General features: G+C 64.3%; 21 protein-coding genes. All 21 read right to left on the reverse strand.

What is annotated here, in order from left to right; all coding sequences use genetic code 11:
• Nucleotides 1-7: 7 nt before the first annotated feature.
• Nucleotides 8-772 carry an ABC transporter permease gene (locus tag AC1D3B_RS08855; protein WP_478190376.1) on the reverse strand — a complete coding sequence of 255 codons (765 nt, stop codon included), beginning with the start codon at nt 770-772 and terminating at the stop codon, nt 8-10.
• Nucleotides 772-1,719, reverse strand: coding sequence for an ABC transporter ATP-binding protein (locus AC1D3B_RS08860; RefSeq protein WP_478190276.1), 948 nt, complete (start codon nt 1,717-1,719; stop codon nt 772-774). The genes AC1D3B_RS08855 and AC1D3B_RS08860 overlap by 1 nt, the downstream gene beginning before the upstream one ends.
• A 34-nt stretch (nt 1,720-1,753) precedes the next feature.
• Nucleotides 1,754-2,026 carry an STAS domain-containing protein gene (locus tag AC1D3B_RS08865; protein WP_478190277.1) on the reverse strand — a complete coding sequence of 91 codons (273 nt, stop codon included), beginning with the start codon at nt 2,024-2,026 and terminating at the stop codon, nt 1,754-1,756.
• A gap of 4 nt (nt 2,027-2,030) precedes the next feature.
• Nucleotides 2,031-2,684, reverse strand: coding sequence for an MlaC/ttg2D family ABC transporter substrate-binding protein (locus AC1D3B_RS08870; RefSeq protein WP_478190278.1), 654 nt, complete (start codon nt 2,682-2,684; stop codon nt 2,031-2,033).
• Nucleotides 2,685-2,803: 119 nt separating this feature from the next.
• Entirely contained in the window at nt 2,804-3,538 is a 735-nt protein-coding gene (locus AC1D3B_RS08875) for an MlaA family lipoprotein (RefSeq protein ID WP_478190279.1), read from the reverse strand.
• The gene (gene mlaD, locus AC1D3B_RS08880) at nt 3,535-4,023 is read right to left on the reverse strand and encodes an outer membrane lipid asymmetry maintenance protein MlaD (RefSeq protein WP_478190280.1); all 489 of its coding nucleotides are present in this window, start codon (nt 4,021-4,023) and stop codon (nt 3,535-3,537) included. The genes AC1D3B_RS08875 and mlaD overlap by 4 nt, the downstream gene beginning before the upstream one ends.
• A gap of 20 nt (nt 4,024-4,043) precedes the next feature.
• Nucleotides 4,044-4,826 carry a lipid asymmetry maintenance ABC transporter permease subunit MlaE gene (gene mlaE, locus AC1D3B_RS08885; RefSeq protein WP_478190281.1) on the reverse strand — a complete coding sequence of 261 codons (783 nt, stop codon included), beginning with the start codon at nt 4,824-4,826 and terminating at the stop codon, nt 4,044-4,046.
• The gene (locus AC1D3B_RS08890; RefSeq protein ID WP_478190282.1) at nt 4,823-5,680 is read right to left on the reverse strand and encodes an ABC transporter ATP-binding protein; all 858 of its coding nucleotides are present in this window, start codon (nt 5,678-5,680) and stop codon (nt 4,823-4,825) included. Before AC1D3B_RS08890 ends, mlaE begins: the two co-directional genes overlap by 4 nt.
• Before the next feature lie 102 nt (nt 5,681-5,782).
• Complete coding sequence (locus AC1D3B_RS08895; RefSeq protein WP_478190283.1) at nt 5,783-7,261, reverse strand: glutamate synthase subunit beta; 1,479 nt, start codon at nt 7,259-7,261, stop codon at nt 5,783-5,785.
• A gap of 33 nt (nt 7,262-7,294) precedes the next feature.
• On the reverse strand, nt 7,295-12,043 hold the full coding sequence (locus tag AC1D3B_RS08900) for a glutamate synthase-related protein (protein WP_478190284.1): 4,749 nt from the start codon (nt 12,041-12,043) through the stop codon (nt 7,295-7,297).
• 181 nt (nt 12,044-12,224) lie between these two features.
• Entirely contained in the window at nt 12,225-12,920 is a 696-nt protein-coding gene (locus AC1D3B_RS08905) for a transposase (protein WP_478190285.1), read from the reverse strand.
• Between the two features lie 21 nt (nt 12,921-12,941).
• Nucleotides 12,942-13,802, reverse strand: a complete 861-nt coding sequence (locus tag AC1D3B_RS08910; RefSeq protein ID WP_478190286.1) for a class I SAM-dependent methyltransferase — start codon at nt 13,800-13,802, stop codon at nt 12,942-12,944.
• Nucleotides 13,799-14,371 carry a DUF1415 domain-containing protein gene (locus AC1D3B_RS08915; RefSeq protein WP_478190287.1) on the reverse strand — a complete coding sequence of 191 codons (573 nt, stop codon included), beginning with the start codon at nt 14,369-14,371 and terminating at the stop codon, nt 13,799-13,801. Before AC1D3B_RS08915 ends, AC1D3B_RS08910 begins: the two co-directional genes overlap by 4 nt.
• The gene (locus AC1D3B_RS08920; protein ID WP_478190288.1) at nt 14,368-15,627 is read right to left on the reverse strand and encodes an MFS transporter; all 1,260 of its coding nucleotides are present in this window, start codon (nt 15,625-15,627) and stop codon (nt 14,368-14,370) included. The genes AC1D3B_RS08915 and AC1D3B_RS08920 overlap by 4 nt, the downstream gene beginning before the upstream one ends.
• Nucleotides 15,624-16,766: a deoxyguanosinetriphosphate triphosphohydrolase gene (locus tag AC1D3B_RS08925; protein WP_478190289.1), complete on the reverse strand. Its 1,143-nt coding sequence runs from the start codon at nt 16,764-16,766 to the stop codon at nt 15,624-15,626. Before AC1D3B_RS08925 ends, AC1D3B_RS08920 begins: the two co-directional genes overlap by 4 nt.
• Nucleotides 16,751-17,851 (reverse strand): 3-dehydroquinate synthase, encoded by a 1,101-nt coding sequence (gene aroB, locus AC1D3B_RS08930; RefSeq protein WP_478190290.1) that lies wholly within the window; start codon nt 17,849-17,851, stop codon nt 16,751-16,753. The genes AC1D3B_RS08925 and aroB overlap by 16 nt, the downstream gene beginning before the upstream one ends.
• Before the next feature lie 36 nt (nt 17,852-17,887).
• Nucleotides 17,888-18,433, reverse strand: coding sequence for a shikimate kinase (locus AC1D3B_RS08935; protein WP_478190291.1), 546 nt, complete (start codon nt 18,431-18,433; stop codon nt 17,888-17,890).
• A 185-nt stretch (nt 18,434-18,618) separates the two neighbouring features.
• A complete protein-coding gene (locus AC1D3B_RS08940) occupies nt 18,619-20,169 on the reverse strand; it encodes an Ig-like domain-containing protein (protein ID WP_478190292.1) in 1,551 nt (516 codons plus the stop codon).
• 40 nt (nt 20,170-20,209) lie between these two features.
• Complete coding sequence (locus AC1D3B_RS08945) at nt 20,210-22,345, reverse strand: type IV pilus secretin PilQ (RefSeq protein WP_478190293.1); 2,136 nt, start codon at nt 22,343-22,345, stop codon at nt 20,210-20,212.
• On the reverse strand, nt 22,342-22,881 hold the full coding sequence (locus AC1D3B_RS08950; protein WP_478190294.1) for a pilus assembly protein PilP: 540 nt from the start codon (nt 22,879-22,881) through the stop codon (nt 22,342-22,344). The genes AC1D3B_RS08945 and AC1D3B_RS08950 overlap by 4 nt, the downstream gene beginning before the upstream one ends.
• Nucleotides 22,878-23,552, reverse strand: coding sequence for a type IV pilus inner membrane component PilO (locus tag AC1D3B_RS08955; RefSeq protein ID WP_478190295.1), 675 nt, complete (start codon nt 23,550-23,552; stop codon nt 22,878-22,880). Before AC1D3B_RS08955 ends, AC1D3B_RS08950 begins: the two co-directional genes overlap by 4 nt.
• Nucleotides 23,553-23,559: the final 7 nt, after the last annotated feature.

Genomic DNA, 23,559 nt, shown 5'->3' on the forward strand with positions numbered 1-23,559 from the left:
AGGAAAGTTATCCGCGGATCTTGTAGCCAATGCGAAGAAGATGCACAGCGATCGCGCTCACCACCAGCCAGGCGCTGCCGACGATCGCAAGGCTCGTCCAGGGCGAGACGTCGCTGACGCCGAAGAAGCCATAGCGGAAGCCGTCGATCATGTAGAAGAACGGGTTCAGATGGCTGACGGCCTGCCAGAAAGGCGGCAGGGAGCCGATCGAATAAAACACGCCCGACAGGAAGGTCATCGGCATGATCAGGAAATTCTGGAACACGGCCATCTGGTCGAACTTCTCGGCCCAGAGCCCTGCGATCAACCCCAGCGTGCCCAGGATCGCCGCTCCGAGGAACGCAAAGACCACGATCCACAACGGCGACACGAAGCCCGGCATCGCGAACAGCGCCGTGACGACGAACACGCCCAGGCCCACGGCCAGTCCACGCACGATCGACGAACCCACGTAGGCGAAGAACCAGCCCCAGTGCGACAGCGGCGTGAGCAGCACGAACACCAGGCTGCCCATGATCTTGCTCTGGATGATCGATGACGAACTGTTGGCAAATGCGTTCTGCAGCACGCTCATCATCACGAGGCCGGGCACCAGGAACGCGGTATAGCTGACCGTGCCGTAGACCTTCACGTGGTCCTCGAGCACGTGGCCGAACACCATCAGGTAGAGCAGCGCCGTGAGCACGGGTGCGCCGACGGTCTGGAAGCCGACCTTCCAGAAGCGCAGCGTCTCCTTGTAGAGCAAGGCGCGCCAACCCAAAGCGTTGATCATCATCTGGAGACCTCCAAAGGCGTCTGCTCGCCCGCCATGAGGTCGATGAAGACATCCTCCAGGTCGGCCTTGCGCATTTCGACGTCCTCGACATCCAGGCCCGCCTCGCGGATCGCGGCGAGCAGTTGCTCGACCTCGAGCGCATTCTGCGCGGGCAGTTGAACGATGCGGCCGGTGATGCGGGCATGCTGCGCGATCGCCCACGGCAGCATGCCGTCGGTCTTGAAGCGCAGCACGTTGCTGGCCGCCGACCGGAGCAGTTCGCTGGTGCGGTCCAGCGCGATCACGCGGCCCTGCTTGAGCATGGCGATGCGGTGGCACAGCGCCTCGGCCTCTTCCAGGTAGTGGGTGGTCAGCAGCACGGTGCTGCCTTGCTTGTTGAGCTTGGCCACGAATTGCCACAGCGTCTGGCGCAATTCCACGTCGACGCCGGCCGTGGGTTCATCGAGCACGATCACCGGGGGCTTGTGGACCAGCGCCTGCGCGACCAGCACGCGGCGCTTCATGCCGCCGGATAGCTGGCGCATGTTGGCGCTGGCCTTGTCGGCCAGACCCAGGCTTTGCAGCAATTCGTCGATCCAGGCGTCGTTGTTCTTGATGCCGAAGTAGCCCGACTGGATGCGCAGCGCTTCGCGAACGTTGAAGAAGGGATCGAAGACAAGCTCCTGCGGAACGACGCCGAGCTGTCGGCGCGCCTGCGCGTATTGCTTTTGGACGTCGAAGCCATGGACGCTGATCGAGCCTGCGCTGGGGCGGGACAAGCCCGCGAGCATGCTGATCAACGTGGTCTTGCCAGCGCCGTTGGGTCCGAGGAGACCGAAGAACTCGCCCTCTTCGATCTGGAAGCTGACTTCATCGACCGCTCGCAGGCCCGGGTTTCCCTGGGCCCGTTGCTGGCGTGAGGCTGGATAGGTCTTGGAGACCGATTGAAAGGAGATCGCGGGCATGGGAGGCCGCGATTTTACGGGCCCGTTGCCTGGGTCAGGGCGCGGCGGGCAAAAGGCCTGCCACGCCGTACAGCGAAGCGAGCTCCCGCAAGCGGGATGGAAGCCCCTTCACCGCGAACCCCCGGCCCATCGCCTTCGAGTCGCGCCGGCATTCCAGCAGCACCGCCAGCGCCGAGGAATCGAACTGGACCAGCGCGCTGGCGTCGACCACCGTGGAGGTGTCCGTCTGTCCGCCAAGCCCGTGCTGGAGCATGTGGACGCAGGCGGGCGCTTCGTCGTGCGTCAGTTTCGGCGGCAGGACCAGCATCGGGTCAGCTCTTGCCGTTGGACTTGTTGCGCGCCGCCAGCGCAGCGATCAGGCCATCGATGCCCTTGGCATTGATCTGCTGCGAGAACTGCGTGCGATAGGTATCGACCAGCCAGACCCCCAGGACGTTGATGTTGTAGATCTTCCAGCCTGCACCATCACCCGGCGTCTTTTCGAGCCGGTAGTCGAGTTGGACCGGATCGCCCGAGCCTCGGACTTCGGTTCGGACGAGGACTTCCTTGTCGTCGAGCGAGCCACGGAATGGCCGCACGCTCACGGTCTGGTCGCTGACCTGATCGAGCGCCCCGGCATAGGTGCGCACGAGCAGTGTCTTGAACTCTTCCTGGAGGCGCTGTTGCTGCTCCGGCGTGGCCTGGCGCCAGGCCGGACCAACCGCGGAGGAGGTCATGCGCTGGAAGTTCACGTTGGGCATGATCTTCGTGTCGACCAGCACCATGATCTTGCCGATGTCACCGGCCTTGATCGACTTGTCCGCCTTGATCGTCTCCAGCACGTCGGTCGAGATGCGCTTGACCAGTGCATCGGGTGTTTCATCCGCCGCGTGCGCAGGCCGCACGTAGGAGACGGCGGCACCGGCGAGCAGGAGCCCTGCCATCGCCAGGCGGCCGAAGGTGCGGCGTTGAAGGATCTGGTTCATCGATTGATTCCCTTGTATCTGTTTCCAAGTCGGGCGACTTGACGGATTGGAGGCAGCCCGAGCGCGAAGGGTTCCACCCTTCGCTGGACCCCCTGCAACCGAATGCAAGAAGCCCGATCCTAGTTTCCGTCGTCGGGCAGGTCACCGTCGTGGACTTCATTGCGCCTTCTCGCAAGGAAGGCATCGCGCGTGAACGAATAGCGATCGAGCGCGGCATCGTCGAGCAATGCGCTTGCCCGCAAGAGCTTGGACCGGATGTCCACAAGGCGAAGTGCGTACATCGAATTGCGCCACGGAATGTCGTTGATGTAGTACACCGGATCGCCATGCACATCCACGATGAGCGCACTGGCATCACGCACCGTCGAAGGACCGAGCAGCGGAAGAACCAGGTACGGGCCACTCGGCACGCCCCAGCGCCCCAGCGTCTGGCCGAAATCCTCGTAGTGACGATCGATGCCGAGTTCGGTGGCGACATCCAGGATACCGCCGAGTCCGAAGACGGTGTTCACGTTCAGGCGCATGAATGTCTGTGCGCTGTCCTGCAGCTTGAGCTGCGCCACGCTGTTGGCGAAGCTCCAGACGTCCGTCAGGTTGCTGAAGAAGTTGTTGACGCCCGTGCGTATCGGTGAAGGCAACACCTTCTGATAGACCGTCGCGACCGGCCGCAGGACCGCATCGTCGACGGTATCGTTGAAGCGGGCCACCTGGCGGTTGAGCGGCTCGAGGGGGTCTGCGGGATTGGCGTTCGGGCCCGTGGCGCATCCCGTCATCAGGATGAGTGCGCCAACAGCCAATACCCAGCGCAGACCGGCGGTCCTGAACGACAGGGCAAGAGAAGTTCGTGGTTTCATTTCTTGTTGGAGTTACCGGACGGCGAACTTCCATCGGCCGCCTTGCTGTAGAGAAACTGACCGATCAGGTTCTCCAGCACGACCGCCGACTGTGTCGCGGTGATGACGTCGCCAGCCTGGAGGTTCTTCTCGTCGGCACCCGCCTCTATGCCGATGTACTGCTCCCCGAGCAGGCCGCTGGTCAGGATCTTGAGCGAGCTGTCCTTGGGGAAACTGTATCGGCTTTGCAGCGCAAGGGTAACGCTCGCCTGGTAGTTCTTGTCATCGAACGTGATCGATTCGACGCGCCCGACGACCACGCCGGCGCTCTTGACTGCCGTCTGCGGCTTCAGGCCGCCGATATTGTCGAAGCGCGCGGTCACCGGGTAGGTCTTCTGGAAGTTGAGGCTCAGGAGATTGGCCGACTGGAGCGCGAGAAAGAGCAGCGCCGCAGCGCCGATCAGCACGAACAGGCCGACCCAGATGTCATTGTTGGAACGTTGCATGTGTACTCTCTGATCGATTTTTAGATGCTGAACATCATCGCCGTCAGCAGGAAGTCGAGCCCGAGCACCGCGAGCGACGCCACGACCACGGTTCGGGTCGTGGCGCGCGAGACGCCTTCGGGCGTCGGTTGCGACTGGTAGCCCTCCAGCAGCGCAATGAAGGTGACCGTGAGCCCGAAGACGATGCTCTTGACGACACCGTTGCCGACATCTCGCCACACGTCGACGCCGCCCTGCATCTGTCCCCAGAACGCGCCCGGATCGACCCCGAGCATCAGGACGCCGACGACGTAACCGCCCATCACGCCCACCGCGCTGAACACGGCGGCCAGCAGCGGCATGGTGATCACGCCTGCCCAGAAACGCGGCGCGAGGATGCGCTGGACCGGGTCGACCGCCATCATTTCCATGGCGCTCAGTTGCTCGCCGGCCTTCATGAGGCCGATCTCCGCCGTCAGCGAGGTACCCGCACGGCCGGCAAAGAGCAGTGCTGCCACGACAGGCCCGAGTTCTCGCACGAGGCTGAGGGCCACCAGCAGGCCCAGTGCTTCGGACGAGCCGTACCGCTGCAACGTGTAGTAGCCCTGGAGGCCGAGAACGAACCCGACGAAGAGACCCGACACCGCAATGATCGCGAGCGAGTAGTTGCCGAGGAAGTGGATCTGGTCACGAACAAGGCCGAAGCGGCGCAGGGCGTTGGCGCCGCGGAAGACGAGACGCAGGAACAGTCGCGCACCCAGCCCAAGATCGGCCAGCTTGCTGCGCACCGCGAAACCGACGTCCGAAGGTTTGTACCAGCTCATGCACGGCCCCCTTCGCCGTTGCCGAAATCGTCCTCGACACCCACGGCGGGGTAGTGAAAATGCACGGGCCCATCGGGCAGCGCATTCACGAACTGATGGACCAGCGGATCGGTGCTCTGCCGCACTTCGTCCGGCCTGCCCTGGGCGGCGATGCCGCCATTGGCAAGGATGATCACGTGATCGGCGATCCTGAAAGTCTCTTCGAGGTCGTGTGAAACGACGATGCTTGTGAGCCCCAGCGTGTCGTTTAGCTGCCGGATCAGCCGCGCCGCCGTGCCGAGCGAAATGGGATCGAGCCCGGCGAAGGGTTCGTCATACATCACCAGATCGGGGTCGAGCGCGATGGCCCGCGCCAGCGCCACGCGCCGCGCCATGCCGCCGGACACCTCGCTCGGCATCAATTCGCGTGCGCCACGCAGTCCGACGGCGTCGAGCTTCATCAACACGATGTCGCGGATCAGCGCTTCCGGCAGTTTGGTGTGCTCCCGCAACGGAAACGCGACGTTGTCGAACACGCTCATGTCGGTGAAGAGCGCCCCGAACTGGAACAGCATGCCCATCCGGCGCCGCGCGGCGTAGAGCGCATCGGCATCGAGCTTGCCCACGTCCTGGCCGTTGACGAGCACCTCGCCGCGCTGCGCACGCAGCTGGCCACCGATCAGGCGCAGGACCGTGGTCTTGCCGCCGCCAGAAGCACCCATGAGCGCCGTCACCTTGCCACGCGGCACGGCGAACGAGACGCCATCGAGAATCGCGCGTGCACCATAGCCGAAAGCGACCTTGCGAAACTCGATGAGGGAATTGGCGGGAGATGTGTCCATGGCAATGAAAAAAGCCGGGGCGCCTTCAGGCATCCCGGCTCGCGGTAACACACAATGATACGGGAAGCGCGAACCCGTGCCCGCGCGGGAAGTTTCCCGATTCGCGGGCATCCGTGTCCCGCAGCCCCCAGGACGTCAACGCGGCAGGTCGCTGAATCCCATCAGGAATTCGTCCACGGCGCGTGCCGCCTGGCGTCCTTCGCGGATCGCCCAGACCACCAGCGATTGTCCGCGGCGGATGTCGCCTGCAGCGAACACCTTCGGCACATTGGTCGCATAGCCGCCGACGAAATCAACAGTGGCCTTGGCATTGCCGCGCGCGTCCTTGGCGACACCGAAGGCGTCGAGCACGTTGCCGACCGGGCTCACGAAGCCCATCGCCAGCAGCACGAGGTCCGCTTTGAGTATCTGCTCGCTGCCGGCCACCTCGACCATCTTCCCGTCCTTCCACTCCACGCGGACGGTCTTCAGGCCGGTGAGTTTGCCTTTCTCGCCCATGAATTCCTTGGTCGAGATTGCGAACTCGCGCTCGCAGCCTTCTTCGTGGCTGGAACTCGTGCGCAGCTTGTAGGGCCAATAGGGCCAGGTCAGCGGGCGGTTCTCTTCTTCGGGTGGTTGCGGCAGCAGTTCGAACTGCGTGACGCTCACGGCGCCGTGGCGATTGCTGGTGCCGACGCAGTCGGAGCCCGTATCGCCGCCACCGATCACGATCACATGCTTGCCGTCGGCGCGGAGCTGGCCCTTGACCTTGTCGCCGGCGTTGATCTTGTTCTGCTGCGGCAGGAACTCCATCGCGAAATGGATGCCGTCGAGATCGCGGCCAGGCACCGGCAGGTCGCGCGATTGCTCCGCGCCGCCGGTCAGCAGCACGGCATCGAACTCCTTGTCGAGCTGCTCGGGCGTGACGATTTCCTTGGCCCAGTTCGTGACCTTGGAGCCCTTGCCCAGCGGATCCTTGGCAGCGCCGACCATCACGCTGGTCCGGAAGCTCACGCCTTCGGCCTTCATCTGCTCGACGCGGCGATCGATGTGCACCTTCTCCATCTTGAAGTCGGGGATGCCGTAGCGCAGCAGGCCGCCGATACGGTCGTTCTTCTCGAACAGCGTCACGTCGTGGCCGACGCGCGCCAGTTGCTGCGCCGCCGCCATGCCGGCCGGCCCGGAACCGACGACCGCGACCTTCTTGCCGGTCTTGTGCTTGGCCGGCCTCGCAGCCACCCAGCCTTCGTCCCATGCGCGGTCGATGATCGCGTGCTCGATCGACTTGATGCCGACCGGGTCGTCATTCACGTTGAGCACGCAGGCCGCCTCGCAAGGCGCGGGGCAGATGCGGCCGGTGAATTCAGGGAAGTTGTTGGTCGAGTCGAGCACGACGAAAGCGCTCTGCCAGTCGCTGCGATAGACCAGGTCGTTGAAATCCGGAATGATGTTGTTGACAGGGCAGCCGCTGTTGCAGAACGGCGTGCCGCAGTCCATGCAACGCGCGCCCTGCACCTTGGCCTGCGCCTCGTCGAGCCCGACGACGAATTCCTTGTAGTGCTTGACCCGCTCGTCGACGGGCTTGTAGCCCTCCTCGATGCGCTCGTGCTCCATGAACCCGGTGATTTTTCCCATCGTGCTGTCCTCTGTTCTTCGTTGTTGCGGCTGTCAGACGGCTGCCACCGGCTTGGCGGCCGTGGCGGCGTGCGGCTCCATGCCCGCGTGCGCGTTGTTGCCGCTGCTGGTGAGCTCGACCTCGCGGTCATGGATCTCGGCCAGTGCGCGCTTGTATTCGTTCGGGAAGACCTTGACGAACTTCGTCCGCGAAATGGCCCAGGTGTCGAGCAGCTCGCGCGCACGCTTGCTGCCGGTCCAGCGGTGGTGGTCTTCCAGCAGCTTTCTGAGTTGCGCCTCGTCGGTCTCGCCTTCATGCCACACCTTGCGATGCACGCTCGCGGCCTGCTCGGCGGAAGTCAGCACCTTGTCGAGCGACACCATCGAGAGGTTGCAGCGCGAGGCGAACTGGCCGTCCTCGTCATAGACGAAGGCGACGCCGCCGCTCATGCCGGCGGCGAAGTTGCGACCGGTCTTGCCGAGCACAGCGACTGTTCCGCCAGTCATGTACTCGCAGCCATGGTCACCCGTGCCTTCGACCACGGCGGTCGCGCCCGACAGACGGACGGCGAAGCGCTCGCCCGCCACGCCGCAAAGGTAGGCTTCGCCGGTGGTCGCGCCGTAGAGCGCGGTGTTGCCGACGATGGTGTTGCGCGTGGCCTCGCCGCGGAAGTCCAGGCTCGGTCGCACCACGACGCGGCCGCCCGACAGGCCCTTGCCGGTGTAGTCGTTGGCATCGCCGATCAGGTACAGCGTGATGCCACGTGCCAGGAAGGCGCCGAAGGACTGGCCGCCCGTGCCCTCGAGCTGGATGCGGATGGAGTCGTCGGGCAGGCCTTGGGGATGGACCTTGGTCAACGCGCCCGAGAGCATGGCGCCGACGGAACGGTTTACGTTGCGCGCCACCTCGATGAACTGGACCTTCTCGCCCTTGTCGATGGCCGGACGCGAACGCTCGATGAGCTTGTTGTCCAGGCTCTTCTCCAGCCCGTGGTCCTGGTTCTCGACGTGGAAGCGGGGCACATCGGCCGGCACGTTCGGTTGTGCGAAGAGGCGGCTGAAGTCCAGGCCGCGCGCCTTCCAGTGCTCGATGCCCTGCTTGGTGTCGAGCAGGTCGGCACGGCCGATGAGGTCGTCAAACTTGCGCACGCCCAGTTGGGCCATGATCTGGCGAACTTCCTCGGCGACGAAGAAGAAGAAGTTGACCACGTGCTCGGGCTTGCCCGAGAACTTCTTGCGGAGCACCGGGTCCTGCGTGGCCACGCCCACCGGGCAGGTGTTGAGGTGGCACTTGCGCATCATGATGCAGCCCTCGACCACCAGCGGGGCCGTCGCGAAGCCGAACTCGTCGGCGCCGAGCAGCGCGCCGATGGCGACGTCGCGGCCGGTCTTCATCTGGCCATCGGCCTGCACGCGGATGCGGCCGCGGAGGCGGTTGAGCACCAGCGTCTGTTGCGTCTCTGCAAGGCCGATTTCCCACGGGCTGCCCGCGTGCTTGATCGACGACCAGGGCGAAGCACCGGTGCCGCCGTCATGGCCGGCGATCACAACGTGATCGCTCTTGCACTTGGCGACGCCGGCCGCGATCGTGCCCACACCCACCTCGCTCACCAGCTTGACGCTGACGCTCGCGTGCGGCGCGACGTTCTTGAGATCGTGGATCAGCTGAGCCAGATCCTCGATCGAATAGATGTCGTGGTGCGGCGGTGGCGAGATCAGGCCGACGCCAGGCACCGAATAGCGCAACTGGCCGATGTAGTTGGAGACCTTGCCACCCGGAAGCTGGCCGCCTTCACCGGGCTTCGCGCCCTGCGCCATCTTGATCTGCAGTTGGTCGGCGGACGCGAGGTACTCGGCCGTGACACCGAAGCGGCCCGACGCAACCTGCTTGATCTTCGAACGCAGCGAGTCACCATCCTTCAACGGAAGGTCGACTTCGACGTTGGCTTCGCCGATCACGCTCTTGAGCGTGTCACCCACCTTGATGGGGATGCCCTTGAGCTCGTTGCGGTAGCGATTCGGGTCTTCGCCGCCTTCGCCGGTGTTGCTCTTGCCGCCGATGCGGTTCATGGCGACGGCCAGCGTCGAATGCGCTTCGGTGCTGATGGAGCCGAGCGACATCGCGCCCGTGGCGAAACGCTTGACGATTTCGCTTGCGGGCTCGACCTCGTCGACGGGAATCGCCTTCGCAGGATCGATCCTGAACTCGAACAGGCCGCGCAGCGTGAGATGGCGGCGGTTCTGGTCGTTGATGATCTGCGCGTATTCCTTGTACGTGTTGAAGTTGTTGGCACGCGTGCTGTGCTGGAGCTTGGCGATCGCGTCGGGCGTCCACATGTGCTCCTCGCCCCGTGTGCGCCAGGCGTACTCGCCGCCAGCATCGAGCATGTGGGCGAGCACCGGGTCGTCGCTGAAAGCGGCCTTGTGCATACGGATCGCTTCCTCGGCAATCTCGAAGACGCCGATGCCTTCCACCCGGCTCGCGGTGCCGGTGAAGTACTTCGCGACAGTGCCGCTGTTGAGGCCGATGGCCTCGAACAGCTGCGCGCCGCAGTAGCTCATGTAGGTGCTGACACCCATCTTCGACATGATCTTGGACAGGCCCTTGCCGACCGCCTTCACGTAGTTGTAGATGGCCTTTTCCGCGCTCAGGTCGCCGGAGAGGTCTTCGTGCATGGCAGCCAGCGTTTCCATGGCCAGGTACGGATGCACCGCTTCCGCGCCGTAGCCCGCCAGGACGCCGAAATGGTGGACTTCGCGGGCCGAGCCCGTTTCGACCACGAGGCCGGCGGTGGTCCGCAGGCCTTCACGCACGAGGTACTGGTGGATGGCCGACAGCGCCAGCAACGCCGGGATCGCGACCTGCGTCGGGCCGACCGCCCGATCGCTCACGATCAGGATGTTGTGGCCGCCCTTGATGGCATCGACCGCTTCGGCGCACAGCGAAGCCAGCTTGGCCTCCACGCCCTCGTCGCCCCAGCCGAGCGGGTAGGTGATGTCCAGCGTGTAGCTCTTGAACTTGCCCTGCGTGTACTTGCCGATGTCGCGCAGCTTCGCCATGTCGGCAAAGTCGAGGATCGGCTGGCTCACTTCGAGCCGCATGGGCGGGTTGACCTGATTGATGTCCAGCAGGTTCGGCTTCGGGCCGATGAAGGAGACGAGCGACATCACGATCGCCTCGCGGATCGGGTCGATCGGCGGGTTCGTCACCTGCGCGAACAACTGCTTGAAGTAGTTGTAGAGCGGCTTGTTCTTGTTGGACAACACGGCCAGCGGGCTGTCGTTGCCCATGGAACCGATGCCTTCTTCGCCGGCCGCGGCCATCGGGCTCATCAGGAACTTGATGTCTTCCTGCGTGTAGCCGAATGCCTGCTGGCGATCGAGCAGGCTGACCTGGCTCGGCGGCGCCTGCACCGTCTCGGCCTCGACGCTGTCGAGCTTGATGCGCAGGTTCTCGATCCACTGCTTGTAGGGCTTGCCGTTGGCGAGGGTCGCCTTGACCTCCTCGTCGTCGATCATGCGGCCCTGTTCGAGGTCGATCAGGAACATCTTGCCGGGCTGCAGGCGCCACTTGCGCACGATCTTCTGCTCGGGCACGGGCAGCACGCCGGATTCGGAACCCATGATGACGAGGTCGTCGTCCGTCACGCAGTAGCGCGAGGGGCGCAGGCCGTTTCGGTCGAGCGTGGCGCCGATCTGGCGGCCGTCGGTGAACACGATCGAGGCGGGGCCGTCCCACGGCTCCAGCATGGCGGCGTGGTATTCATAGAAGGCGCGACGGCGCGGGTCCATCGTCGCGTGCTGCTCCCACGGCTCGGGAATCATCATCATCACGGCCTGGCTGATCGGGTAGCCGGCCATGGTGAGGAGCTCGAGGCAGTTGTCGAAGGTCGCGGTGTCGGACTGGCCGGGGAAGCTGATCGGATAGAGCTTCTGCAGGTCCGCACCAAGGACGGGCGAGGACATGACGCCTTCGCGCGCCTTCATCCAGTTGTAGTTGCCCTTGACGGTGTTGATTTCGCCGTTGTGCGCGACATAGCGGTACGGGTGGGCCAGCGGCCACTCGGGAAAGGTGTTGGTCGAGAAGCGCTGGTGTACCAGGCCCAAGGCCGAAACGCAGCGCTTGTCTTGCAAATCGAGATAGTAGGTGCCAACTTGGTCGGCCAGCAGCAGGCCCTTGTAGACCACCGTGCGGCTCGACATGCTCGGAACGTAGTATTCCTTGCTGTGCTTCAACTTCAGGCGCTGGATGTTCGCGCTCGCGGTCTTGCGGATGACGTAGAGCTTGCGCTCCAGGGCGTCCTGAACGATCACGTCGTTGCCGCGTCCGATGAACACCTGGCGCAACAGGGGCTCCTTGGCACGCACGTTCGGCGACATGGGCATTTCGCGGTTGACCGGCACGTCCCGCCAGCCGAGGAGCACCTGACCTTCGGCCTTGATGGCGCGCTCCATTTCCTGCTCGCAGGCTTCGCGCGAGGCGTGCTCCTTGGGCAGGAAGATCATGCCGACGCCGTATTCGCCAGGCGGCGGGAGTGCGACGCCCTGCTTGGCCATTTCTTCGCGGTACAGCAGATCGGGCAGCTGGATCAGGATGCCGGCACCGTCGCCCATCAGCTTGTCGGCGCCCACCGCGCCGCGGTGATCGAGATTCTCGAGAATCTTCAGGCCCTGCAGCACGATGGCGTGGCTCTTTTCGCCCTTGATGTGAGCGACGAAGCCGACGCCGCAGGCATCGTGTTCGTCAGCAGCGGAATAAAGACCGTGTTCTTGGAGATGCTGGATCTCGGCAGCCGTCGTCATGGGCGTGCTCCTTCAGTTTTCGCAGGGAAAAGGAGCATATTGCTTTGCACAAATAATGCCAAATGGATTAAATGGGGTCAGATCAATATTAAATTCCGATTGGATTGCTCGGATTTTAAATGGGGACACATCAAAAACATGAGCACGATACTGAGGTGCCATAAGTCTCCCGGCAGGTTCTCTACTCGACCCGTCGGGTCGGCGGCCGCCCCGGACGGGCCTTGAGCACGCGCCGCTCCGTGGTTTTCTGTAACGAATGGAGAAAATCCCGGTCGCCAACGGCCCAGCCACGCAGCGTGGCGTCGGTCAACACGGCGTAATCGGCACCCGAGATGCCGTTCTGCACCAATTCGGCATATGCGGCCTCACGCGCGAAGGGCGTGTTGCCGAGTCCCCAGTAAAGGGGATGGGGAGTCAGGAACTTGTCGTGACGCAATCCGGCGTAGTGCCCGTGGCTGGACCAGGGATAGTCGCGCGCCTCGGCCACCATGCCGGCTCGAACCGGGTTGAGGTCGATGTAGGCCATGCATGGCAGCAGGTAGCGCTCGGTCTGGATCAGGGTTGATCTGTAGCGCCCTTCCCACAAGGTGCCGGTCCGTCCGTGCCGGCCATTGAAATACCGCACGTAGCGCCGCCCGACAGCCTGCATCCATTGCGGCAGTCCGTCCGCCGTCGAAGGCGTCGCAAGCAGGTGGAAATGGTTGTCCATCAGCACGTACGCGTGCAAGGCGACGGCAAATCGTGCCGCGTTCTCGCCGAGCAGGCTCAGGAAGAACTCGCGGTCATCGCGATCAACGAAGACCGCTTGCCGGTTGTTGCCGCGCTGGATGACGTGGTGCGGGTGATCGGCCAGCGTGAGACGAGGCAGGCGTGCCATGACGTGAACGGGCGCGAAGGCTCAGGGCAGCCGGAAGCGCGTCTCCAACAGCGACTCCAGTCCGAACTGGGCTAGCAATTCGCGGAGCCGCGCTGCCGCACTGTCTTTTTGCTGCCCGGTGTGGCGAGCGATGATGAGTTCGTTCTTCATGCTGTGCTCCCAGCCCACCAGTTCGGTCACCGTGACTTGGTAGCCGTTGGCCTCGAGGTAGAGGCAGCGCAGCACGTTGGTCAGTTGGCTGCCGATCTCTCGCGTGTGCAGCGGATGGCGCCACAACTCCGCCAGTGGCGTGCGAGACAGCGCGAGCGCCTTCGTCTGGCGCAGGCAGGCGGCAACCTCGGCCTGGCAGCAAGGCACCAGGACCATGAAGCGTGCCTTTTTCGCAAGGCCGAAAGCGATCGCGTCGTCCGTCGCGGTGTCGCACGCATGGAGCGCAGTCACGACGTCGATCCGGGCCGGCATGGCGGACGCATTGGCCGACTCGGCCACGGTCAGGTTGAGGAAGGACATGCGGTCGAATCCCAGTCGTTCGGCCAGCAAGCGCGACTTTTCAACGAGGTCCGCGCGCGTCTCGATTCCGTACACATGCCCGCCACCGCGTTCCCGGAAGAACAGGTCATAGATGATGAAGCCCAGGTACGACTTGCCGGCACCGTGATCGGCAAGCGTCGCGTTCGCACCGTCTCCCGGCAACTCGCGAAGAAGCTTCTCGATGAACTGGAACAGGTGATAGACCTGCTTGAGCTTGCGGCGCGAGTCCTGGTTGAGCCGGCCCTCTCGCGTGAGGATGTGCAATTCCTTGAGCAACTCGACCGACTGGCCGGGGCGCAGTTCGCTCATGACCTCCGCTTCGGCTTTCGCGGCCTTGGCCAACTTGCTCATTGCGCCCCGCCTCCAGGCCCGACGTCGAGGGCGGTCCAACCTGCCTCGCCCAGCGCCTCCAGTGTCTCGATGTTTCGACCGAAGATGGCTTCGGCATCGGGGAAGGCATCGACGGCGCGGCTCACGCTGTCCTCGCGCAGCAAGTGAAGCGTGGGATACGGTGCACGATTGGTCGCATTGGTGATGTCGTCGGCGTCGGTGCCGGCGAACTGGAAACGGGGATGGAAGGTCGCGAGTTGAAACTGGCCTTCGTAGCCCTCGCGCGCGAGTCGTCGTTCGGCACGCGCCGCGAGATCATTGAAGTCCAGAAAGTCGGCCAAGGTGTTGGGCGCGATCAAGAGTGTGGTGTCACGCTCGACCGGCTCGCATTCGGCCAGCGCGTCCGCTTCTGCGAGCAGTGCATCGATCAGGGCGCCCTCTTCGCTCGGCAGGTAGACGGCGTAGTGCACCTGCCCCCGGACATGAACCGCCTTGGCAAAGGGACAAAGATTCAGGCCGATCACCGCGCGCTCCAGCCAACGCCGCGTGTCGGCCTCGGCCTGGGTTGATGAAATGGTCACCGTGTTCATGCGACGCCCCTTCGAGCGATGACGGGCGACAGTCGCGCTGCGAGCGCCATACCGACCAGCGAGCATGCAAGCGTGATGACCCAGGTCCATTGCCATCCCCCCATCCGATGCGCGATCCAGGCAACGAGCGGCGGCGCGATGAACTGACCCAGCGACGATGCCTGCTGCATCATGCCGACGGTCGTGGACACGGTGGAAGGGCCCGGCGCGAGCCGCACGCTCAACATGAACAGCGTCGCCGGCACGACACCCCCGCCCAGCGAGAACATGCACACGGCGAGGTAGCGCAGCGCCGGCGGCAGGCTGAGTGCATCGTGGGGGTGGCCAAGTTGCGCAAAGGCGGCCACGCTGCCCAGCGCCATGACGACGAAGCCCCAGCGCAGCAGGCGATCCGGTGCCACGCCTCGCTGAAGGAGGCGGCCACCCGTCACGTTGCCGATGATGTTGGCGGCCGCTGCCAATGCGGTCAGCGCCGCGCTCCAGCCCACGGGTACGCCAGCATCGGCGTAGATGGCTGGCAGGAACCCGATCACCGCCATCCATTGCGAAGAGTAGACGGCGAAGGCGAGTGCCAGCGTCCACGGCCCGCCAGCACCGACAGTGGCACGCAGGCGCAATGACCAGCCGTCAGCCGACGCGGTCGCCTGCCGCCGGGTCTTGTCGCCGGGCACCGCCAGTGCCACCCAGATTGCTGCCGCCCCGGAGACGACGCCGAGCGCCCACCACCAACCTTGCCAGCCTGCCGAATCGATCAGCGCCGGCCCCAGCAACAGGGCCAATGCCACGCCCAGTGGCATGTACGCACCCCACATCCCGAGCGCCGCCTTCTCCGCACCGGGAGGCGTCATGGCGCGAACCAGGCCAGGGCCGGGCATCACCGCCAGCAGAAATCCAAGTCCTTCGAGCGCACGCAGCGCGAGCAACCACGGCAGAGCCTTTGCGCCGTCAGTGATCCAGACGCCCACCAATCCGCCGAGAACGCTCGCGAGCGAGACGAGCGTCAACCCCGCCAGCATGCTGCGCCGCAAGCCGATGCTGTCTGCTGCCAGGCCGATGAAGATGCCGAGCGTCATGCCTGCCACCTGGATCAGGGACAACAGGAAGCCCGCTTCGACGAGTCCGATGCCCAGACCGGATTGCAGCGCCGGCACCGCGGGCGGCAGCTTGCCGATATGCAATGCCGCGGCAACGCCCGCAGCGACAACAGCCAGCGCGGCGACGGGAATGCGAGCCTGCGGGATCGATGTGCCGTTCATTGAATCCACCGACGCCCCGTGAGGCGTTCGGATTCGCGGATCGCGAATCGATCGGTCATGCCGGCAATATAGTCCGCCACCGTGCGATGCCGGTCCATGCGCTGTCCATAGCCCTCCGGCATCTCCGCCGCATTGGCCAGGTACGCATCGAACAATGCGCGAACCACCCCTTGCGCCTGATCGGCAGTCCGCACCACGCGCTCGTGCCGATACAGGTTGCCAAAAAGGAAGCGCTTGAGCTCGGTGGATTCGGCTCGCATGGTCTCGCTGAAAAGCACCAGCGGCGTCGAACGGCGCGCCGCATCGGCGTCGATCGGTGCGACGGCTTCGAGGGCACTGCGCGTCGCGTCGATCACGTCGTACACCTGGGCGCTGAGCATTCGCCGGATCGCTTCATAGAGCACTCGCCGCCCCTGCAACTGCGGATACTCTGCCAGTGTCTCGCGACAATAGCGGTCGAACAAGGGCACCTCGCTCACACGCTCGATGCTGATCAATCCTGATCTCACCCCGTCGTCGATGTCGTGTGCGTTGTAGGCGATCTCGTCGGCAAGGTTGCACAACTGCGCTTCGAGCCCGGGTTGGGTGCGGTCACAGAAGCGTCGCCCGACGCCGCCCGGCTCCGCCGCCTCGATGCGCTCGGCGTTGGCGCGCGAACAATGCTTGAGGATGCCCTCGCGCGTCTCGAAGCTCAGGTTGAGGCCATCGTATTGCGGGTAGCGCTGTTCGAGTTCGTCCACGACACGCAGGCTCTGCAGGTTGTGTTCGAAGCCGCCGTGATCCCGCATGCAATCGTCGAGCGCGTCTTGCCCGGCGTGCCCGAACGGGGTGTGCCCCAGGTCGTGCGCCAGGGCGATCGCCTCCACCAGATCCTCGTTGAGCTGGAGTGAGCGCGCAATCGAGCGACCTAGCTGCGCGACCTCGAGCGAATGGGTCAGTCGCGTCCGGAACAGGTCACCTTCGTGGTTGAGGAACACCTGTGTCTTGTAGACCAGCCTGCGGAACGCCGTCGAATGCACGATGCGATCGCGGTCGCGCTGGAACGCGTCGCGCGTCGGTGCCGGCGGCTCGGGGTGCCTGCGTCCGCGCGACACGGCGGGATCGGATGCGTAGGGCGCGAGATTCAGGCGGAACAACATTGCGCAAGCACCTCGCGCACCATCGCTTCGGGCGCGCCTCGCACGACGGCCGAGCCCGGCTTGTCGATCACCACGAAGCGGATCTCGCCGCCTTCCGACTTCTTGTCGATGCGCATCAGTTCGAGATAGCGTTCGGCGCCGAGCGCAGGCGCGATCACGGGAAGACCGGCGCGAAGAATCAGCGCGGTCAGCCGTTGCACGAAGGCCGCGTCGATGCCGCCCAAGCGCTGCGACAGGTGCGCGGCCAAGACCATGCCGCAACCCACGGCCTCGCCATGGAGCCACTCGCCATAGCCCAGACCCGACTCGATCGCATGTCCGAAGGTATGGCCGAAGTTGAGAATCGCGCGAAGGCCCGCCTCCCGTTCGTCCTGGCCGACGACCGCAGCCTTGATCTCGCAGCTTCGCTTGACGGCATGCGCCAGCGCCGATGGTTCGCGCGCGACAAGGGCGTCGATGTGGTCTTCGATCCACGTCATGAAGGCCATGTCGTAGATGGGGCCGTACTTGATGACTTCGGCCAGCCCGGCGCTCAGTTCGCGCGGCGGCAGGCTTGCCAGCGTCGCCAGGTCGCACAACACGAGTTGCGGCTGGTAGAACGCGCCGATCATGTTCTTGCCCAGCGGATGGTTGATGGCTGTCTTGCCGCCGACCGAGGAATCGACCTGCGCCAGCAAGGTGGTCGGGACCTGGACGAAAGGCACGCCGCGCATGTAGCTCGCGGCGGCAAAGCCGGTCATGTCGCCAACGACCCCGCCGCCCAGCGCGAACAGGACGGTCTTGCGGTCGCTGCCGTGACCCAGCAGGGCGTCGAAGATCAGGTTGAGCGTCTGCCAGTCCTTGTGCGCCTCGCCGTCGGGCAATTGGAGCACGTGCACCTGGCGGAAGCGTCCGGCGAGCGCCGTACGCAGCGTCTCGGCGTAGAGGGGGGCAACGGTGATGTTGGTGACGATCAGGGCCGTTGCCGCTGACGGCAAGGCCGCGAAGTTGCCCGGATCTCCGAGCAGGTCGCTGCCGATCAATATCGGGTAGCTGCGCTCGCCGAGCTGGATCTCGACGCGTTCAGTGGGGATGGCCAATCGCATGGCCCCGAGTTTAGGTCCATGCCGCCACGGCCCGGTTCACTCCGGCAGATCCCCTTCGGGACCGGGCGAAGCGATGCCGGCCAGTTCCAGTTGCATGACGATGAAGTTCACCAGCATGGCGACGGTGGGACGGCCCGTTTCGACCACGTCATGGGCCGTGGCGCGATACAACGGATCGCGCGCGTCATAGAGTTCGCGCAGCCGCCCCAGGGGATCTGCGACCTGCAACAACGGACGTTTCACGTCGTGTCGCAGGCGGCGGAAGAGTTCCTCGGGCGCCGAACGCAGGTAGATCACGTGGAAGCTGGAGTGCAATTGCGTCCGGTTGACCTCGCGCAAGACGGAACCGCCACCCGTCGCCACCACGCCATGGGGCGTCGCGGCCAACTCCGAGATGACTGTCTGCTCCAGATCGCGGAAGCTGGCCTCGCCCTCCCGCTCGAAGAAATCCCGGATCGAGCAGCCGATCCGGTCCTCGATCACATGATCGCTGTCGATGAAGGGAAGCTGCAGGCGCTGCGCAAGGCGCCGGCCTACCGCGGATTTGCCGGCGCCGGGCAAGCCGACGAGTGCGACCGCCATGCTATTGCCCCGTCGCGGACGGGCGCGGAATGGCGGGGCTCTGGGGGCTGGTGCGCGAGTCGATGGTTTGCATAGAAGATGCAAAAGATAGCATCCCGGATGACCGGGAGCCGAATGTACAAAGGCCTCCGGGTGCCGAAGCATCCGGAGGCCTCGGGCGGCGATGGCGCCGCCGCTGCCTGGAACTACTTGGCGTAGTTCACCGTCAGCCGTTGCTTCGTCACGATGCCGTCCACGCTGAATTCGACGTCGAACTGGGCCTGCGCAGTGTTACCCGTGCCAGTGCACGCATTGGTCGGCAACGCGCTCAGGTCGAGTTCGAAGTCCAGCCCAACACGGCTCGGCACCGGATTGAGCAGATCCGAGACTGGCGACGCTGACTTCAGCGTGGCCTTCAACCCCGACGTCACCGGCTTGATGGCGATCGTCGTGCCCGCCGCCGGCGGGAAGTTGGCAGGCGTGCCTACGAAGTACGAGAACGTCTGGGCCGCGCAACCGTTCGCATTCACAGTCGTGACTGGCACTCCATTGGTGCTGGCATTGAATACGTCGAGCAACGCTGCATCAACCATGCGGAACAAGAGCTGCTTGCCAATCGCCGTGCCATCCCCCAATTGGGTGGTCGCGGTCACCGTTGCCGGCATGCCATCCGCAGGCCGCGGATCCTGCACGAGGTAATCCACAGAGCATGCACCGCCCGATGTCACGCAGCCACCGCGAGTCGAAGTACCCACCACGCCATAGTCGGCGGTGAAGACGATCGGCACGCCGTCTGCCACGGGATTGCCGTTGGCGTCTCGAACCCGGACCGTGACAGTCGACTTGTCGCCCGTCTTGTTGAGATTCAGGTTGTACTTGCTCGCAGACATGTCGAAGCCCGATTGGGTCGCCACGCCGGTGGTCACGGTCAGTTGGTCCGATTGTGTACTGATGGTCTTGCCGTCGATGGTGGCCTTGACGACCACTGCCGTGGCAACGCTCTTCGAGGAAACCGTTGTCACCACCACACCGTCCGAATCGCTGGTCGCGGTCGGAATATTCAAGGTCACGTTCGCGGCCGGCGTGACCGAGAAAGTCGCGGCAGCGCCCTTCACCGGACTGTTGTTCGAGTCCACGATCCGGAACCGGAGGGTCGCGGATTCCAGTCGGCCGTTGCCGCCCGAGCCCTTGAGGACGATCGAGCTGTCCGCCGGATTGACGTCGAGGAAGTTGATGGCGCTCGCCAGGATCTGCGGATCGGTCGTACCGCTCGAAGGCGCGCTGGTAATCGCGATGGCCTTTTGCGAGGTGACCGCCACACCAGCGACCATCCCAGCCGCGGCCACGGCCGTCGCGCCCGTGTTCGACGAGGAGGCCGCACGGATTTCCACCACGGCCGTGCCGGTGGCGTCCGTCAGCGCCGTCTTGGAGGCCGGGGAATAGGTCAAAAGCGACCCGCCGGCTTCGCTGAAGGTAACGATGGCCCCGGGCACCGGCGCGCCCTTGGCATCCTTGAGCACCGCCTTGACCTGCGCGATCTCCACGCCGGAGATGGACGTGGTCGAAGCACCGCTTCCATTGAACACGTCGACCGTGACCTTCGCCGCAGCGGCCGCCGGGGCCTGGTCGGTCGAGCCGCCAGATCCAGTACCCGTGGCGGGTGGCGTCGCGGGAGGCAGGCCCGGACTGCCGCCGCCGCCGCACGAAATCAATGCACCCGCGACCAGCGCGACGGCCAGGATATTCCTATAACTCATCAGTTCCCTCAAACTTCGTATTGATTTGGTATTTGCCGGATCAGCGAGCCGCATTGCGGTCGGTGATCATCTTCGGCGTGATGAAGACGAGCAGTTCCGTCTTGTTGGCCGTGCGATTCCGCGTACGGAAGAGCGCACCGACATACGGAACTTCCCCAAGCACCGGAATGCGCGACTCATCGACCGATTCGGTCAATTCGAAGATGCCGCCGATGACCACCGTGCCGCCGTTCTCGACCAGCACTTCGGTTTGCACATGCTTTGTATTGATGGCGAAGCCGGCCGTCGTAGGTTGACCAACGGTGTCCTTGTTGACGTCGAGCGTCAGGATGATGTTGCCCTCGGGGGTGATCTGAGGGGTCACCTCGAGTTTCAGATTGGCCTTGCGGAATGCAATGGAGGTCGCACCGCTCGACGTCGCTACCTGGTAGGGAAGCTCCGTGCCCTGCTCGATCAGCGCCTTGGTCTGATCGGCCGTGACCACGCGAGGACTCGACACCACTTTGCCCTTGCCGTCAGCTTCCAACGCCGAGATTTCCAGGTTCAAGAGTCTGGACAGGCTCGAGTTGAAGAGCGAGATCGCAAAGGTACCTGCTGCGTTGCCGTTCCCTGAGACACCCGTCGAGGGCAGATTCACGAAGTTGGAATTCGTGAAGATCGTCGTCGCCGTGGGCTGGTTCTGGAACTGGCCGTTGACCACCGGATTGGGCGTGATGATCGGGTTCGCGCCGATCGTGTTGTTCTGGTTGATGGCACCGCCGCCGAGCTTGACACCCAGCGATTTGCCGAAGGTATCTGCGGCTTCGACGATGCGCGCCTCGATCATGACCTGCCGGACCGGGACATCCAGCTTCTGGATCAGTTCAGCGACCTGCGTCAGACGCGAAGGGATGTCCGAAACGAAGAGCTGGTTGGTACGCGATTCGGCGATCACGCTGCCGCGCGGGCTCAGGATGCGCGACGCCGTGCCGGCACCGCCACCGCCGGCGGCAGCGGCGCCCGTACCCGTCAGGCCCTGCGCAATCGCAACCGCCTTCGTGTAGTTGAGTTGGAACGACTGCGTGCGGAGCGGCTCCAGATTCTGGATGGCAGCCTGCGCCTCGAACTCGAGCTTTTCCTTGGCGTTGATTTCGTCCTTGGGCGCAATCCAAAGGACGCTGCCGTTCTTGCGCATGCCGAGGTTCTTGGCCTGCAGGATGATGTCCAACGCCTGGTCCCAGGGCACGTCCTTCAGACGCAGCGTGAGCGCACCCGTCACCGAGTCGGAAGTCACGATGTTGAAGTTGGTGAAGTCGGCGATCACCTGGAGCAGCGAGCGGATCTCGATGTTCTGGAAGTTCAGCGAGAGCTTCTCGCCGGTGTAGCCCACGCCCTGCGTCAGCTTGGTCGGATCGACCTTGCGGGGGCGGACTTCGACCACGAACTGGTTTTCGCTCTGGTAGGCGCTGTGCTCCCAGTCGCCCTTGGGCTCGATGACCATCCGCACGCGATCGCCGGCTTGCTGCGTTGTCACCACCTGGACGGGCGTGCCGAAATCCGAGACGTCGAGCCGGCGGCGCAGGCCCTCCGGCAAAGTCGACTTGGTGAACTCGACGACGAGGTTCTTGCCTTGCTGGCGAATGTCGACACCCACCTGGTTGTTGGCCAGGTCGACGATCACGCGGCCGGTGTTGTCCGAACCGAGCCGGAAATCCACATCGCGCAACGGCAACATGTCGCGGTTCCGGTTCTCCGCGAACGCCTGCGGCATCGAAGACACCAGGGCCGCACCAGCCACGGGCTCCAGCGAGACCAGCAGCGACTTGCCCTGGATCTCGGTCTTGTACGCCGTCGCCTGCTTGAGATTCATCACGAGCCGCGTGCGTTCACCGGCCTGGACCACGTTCACCGAGCGCAGATTGCCCTGGTTGATTTCGATCGCCGAGCGACCGATCGCATTGGTCACACCCGGGAAATCGAGCGCAACGCGTGCGGGTGACTGGATGGCAAAGCCTGTCGGCGGCGCGGCGAGCGGCTGGGTGAAGTCGATCCGGATGACCTCGGCGCCCGACTGCATCGAACTGGTCACCGATTCGATGGCATTCTGGGCATGAACGACAGCCGCCGCGCTCAACGCGAGGACAGCCGCACCGGCAACGCGCAGCCAGCGTGCGAACATTGATTTTTGTAGATTCATTTCGTCCTCTCTTGCAACTGCAGCGTCGCCACGCGTTCAATCCATTCACCGGCGGCGTCCTGCACGATTTCACGCAAGGCGAGTTCGGTTTCACCGATACGGGTGATGCGCCCGTAATTGAGTCCCAGATAGTTGCCTACGCGGACCTGATAGAGCAGCTTGTCGACACTGACCAGGGCGACCGGCTGTCCATTGCGGTTCAGGCTGCCCACCATGGCCATCGAATCGAGCGGGAAAGCCTCCAGGGCTTCCTTGCGGCGCGTGAGTTCCGGCGCGATCAGGCCAGAGGTACTGGGCTGGCTCGAGTCGCGGCGCAATGCCTGCGTGAGCTTCTGCATATTGAACGGCTCGATCACGGCGCCTTCCGTGTAGGCCTGCGGCGTGAACTTCTTCGGCTCCGTGATGGGCGGCACCGTGGGGCGAACCTGCGCCCTCTGGTCGGCCATCCAGTGCTGGAGGTCTCCCTCCTCGGAGCCGAAGCAGCCGCTCAGGCTGGCCGCGGCCACGCCGAGCCAGAGAAATCTGAGCGATCTCATTTCTTCTTTGCTCCAGCGGCAGCACGCTTCTGCATGGCTTGCTCTTCCTCATCCAGATATCGGTAGGTCCTGGCCGTGGCGTCCATGACCAGGTTCCCGTCCTTCTGCGGCGCCACAGACAGATTGTTCAGGGTCACGATGCGGGAGAGGTTCGCCACGTCCGCGGCAAAGGCACCCATGTCGTGATAGCGACCCGTCACGCGCACGGCGATCGGAAGCTCGGCGTAGTAGTCCTTGACGGACACCTGACCCGGGCGGAACAGCTCGAACTGCAGGCTGCGCCCGAGCCCTGCCTGATTGATGTCCGACAGCAGGGCGTCCATCTCGGCCTTGCTCGGCAGCTGCTTCTCAAGCAGCGTGACGTACTGCTGCACCTGCTCGCGCTGCTTCTTCAGCAATTCGAGATTGGCGGCCTGCGCGACCTTCTTCTGGTAGTCCGCGCGAAGGGTGACTTCCTTGGCACGCTCGGCCTCGAGTTCGTCGTTCGAATTGGTGAGCCAGACGAACCACAAGGCCACGAGCACGATCGCCGCGACCGCGATGCACAGGGCATAGCGCGGCGCCGAGGGCCAGGACGCCGGATCATTGGGATTGAGGCCCTGGAACTGTTGACCGAAGCGCCGCAGGGCGACCGTCGGGTCGAACTTCGGGGATGCGCGTTTGGTTGCCATGATGAAC

It is taken from the genome of Variovorax sp. P5_A3, from assembly GCF_056400665.1.

Bases quoted from the DNA above. Each gene is read 5' to 3' on its own strand.
- AC1D3B_RS08855 (WP_478190376.1), bottom strand. From the start codon at position 772: ATGATCAACGCTTTGGGTTGGCGCGCCTTGCTCTACAAGGAGACGCTG.
- AC1D3B_RS08860 (WP_478190276.1), bottom strand. From the start codon at position 1,719: ATGCCCGCGATCTCCTTTCAATCGGTCTCCAAGACCTATCCAGCCTCA.
- AC1D3B_RS08865 (WP_478190277.1), bottom strand. From the start codon at position 2,026: ATGCTGGTCCTGCCGCCGAAACTGACGCACGACGAAGCGCCCGCCTGC.
- AC1D3B_RS08870 (WP_478190278.1), bottom strand. From the start codon at position 2,684: ATGAACCAGATCCTTCAACGCCGCACCTTCGGCCGCCTGGCGATGGCA.
- AC1D3B_RS08875 (WP_478190279.1), bottom strand. From the start codon at position 3,538: ATGAAACCACGAACTTCTCTTGCCCTGTCGTTCAGGACCGCCGGTCTG.
- mlaD (WP_478190280.1), bottom strand. From the start codon at position 4,023: ATGCAACGTTCCAACAATGACATCTGGGTCGGCCTGTTCGTGCTGATC.
- mlaE (WP_478190281.1), bottom strand. From the start codon at position 4,826: ATGAGCTGGTACAAACCTTCGGACGTCGGTTTCGCGGTGCGCAGCAAG.
- AC1D3B_RS08890 (WP_478190282.1), bottom strand. From the start codon at position 5,680: ATGCCTGAAGGCGCCCCGGCTTTTTTCATTGCCATGGACACATCTCCC.
- AC1D3B_RS08895 (WP_478190283.1), bottom strand. From the start codon at position 7,261: ATGGGAAAAATCACCGGGTTCATGGAGCACGAGCGCATCGAGGAGGGC.
- AC1D3B_RS08900 (WP_478190284.1), bottom strand. From the start codon at position 12,043: ATGACGACGGCTGCCGAGATCCAGCATCTCCAAGAACACGGTCTTTAT.
- AC1D3B_RS08905 (WP_478190285.1), bottom strand. From the start codon at position 12,920: ATGGCACGCCTGCCTCGTCTCACGCTGGCCGATCACCCGCACCACGTC.
- AC1D3B_RS08910 (WP_478190286.1), bottom strand. From the start codon at position 13,802: ATGAGCAAGTTGGCCAAGGCCGCGAAAGCCGAAGCGGAGGTCATGAGC.
- AC1D3B_RS08915 (WP_478190287.1), bottom strand. From the start codon at position 14,371: ATGAACACGGTGACCATTTCATCAACCCAGGCCGAGGCCGACACGCGG.
- AC1D3B_RS08920 (WP_478190288.1), bottom strand. From the start codon at position 15,627: ATGAACGGCACATCGATCCCGCAGGCTCGCATTCCCGTCGCCGCGCTG.
- AC1D3B_RS08925 (WP_478190289.1), bottom strand. From the start codon at position 16,766: ATGTTGTTCCGCCTGAATCTCGCGCCCTACGCATCCGATCCCGCCGTG.
- aroB (WP_478190290.1), bottom strand. From the start codon at position 17,851: ATGCGATTGGCCATCCCCACTGAACGCGTCGAGATCCAGCTCGGCGAG.
- AC1D3B_RS08935 (WP_478190291.1), bottom strand. From the start codon at position 18,433: ATGGCGGTCGCACTCGTCGGCTTGCCCGGCGCCGGCAAATCCGCGGTA.
- AC1D3B_RS08940 (WP_478190292.1), bottom strand. From the start codon at position 20,169: ATGAGTTATAGGAATATCCTGGCCGTCGCGCTGGTCGCGGGTGCATTG.
- AC1D3B_RS08945 (WP_478190293.1), bottom strand. From the start codon at position 22,345: ATGAATCTACAAAAATCAATGTTCGCACGCTGGCTGCGCGTTGCCGGT.
- AC1D3B_RS08950 (WP_478190294.1), bottom strand. From the start codon at position 22,881: ATGAGATCGCTCAGATTTCTCTGGCTCGGCGTGGCCGCGGCCAGCCTG.
- AC1D3B_RS08955 (WP_478190295.1), bottom strand. From the start codon at position 23,552: ATGGCAACCAAACGCGCATCCCCGAAGTTCGACCCGACGGTCGCCCTG.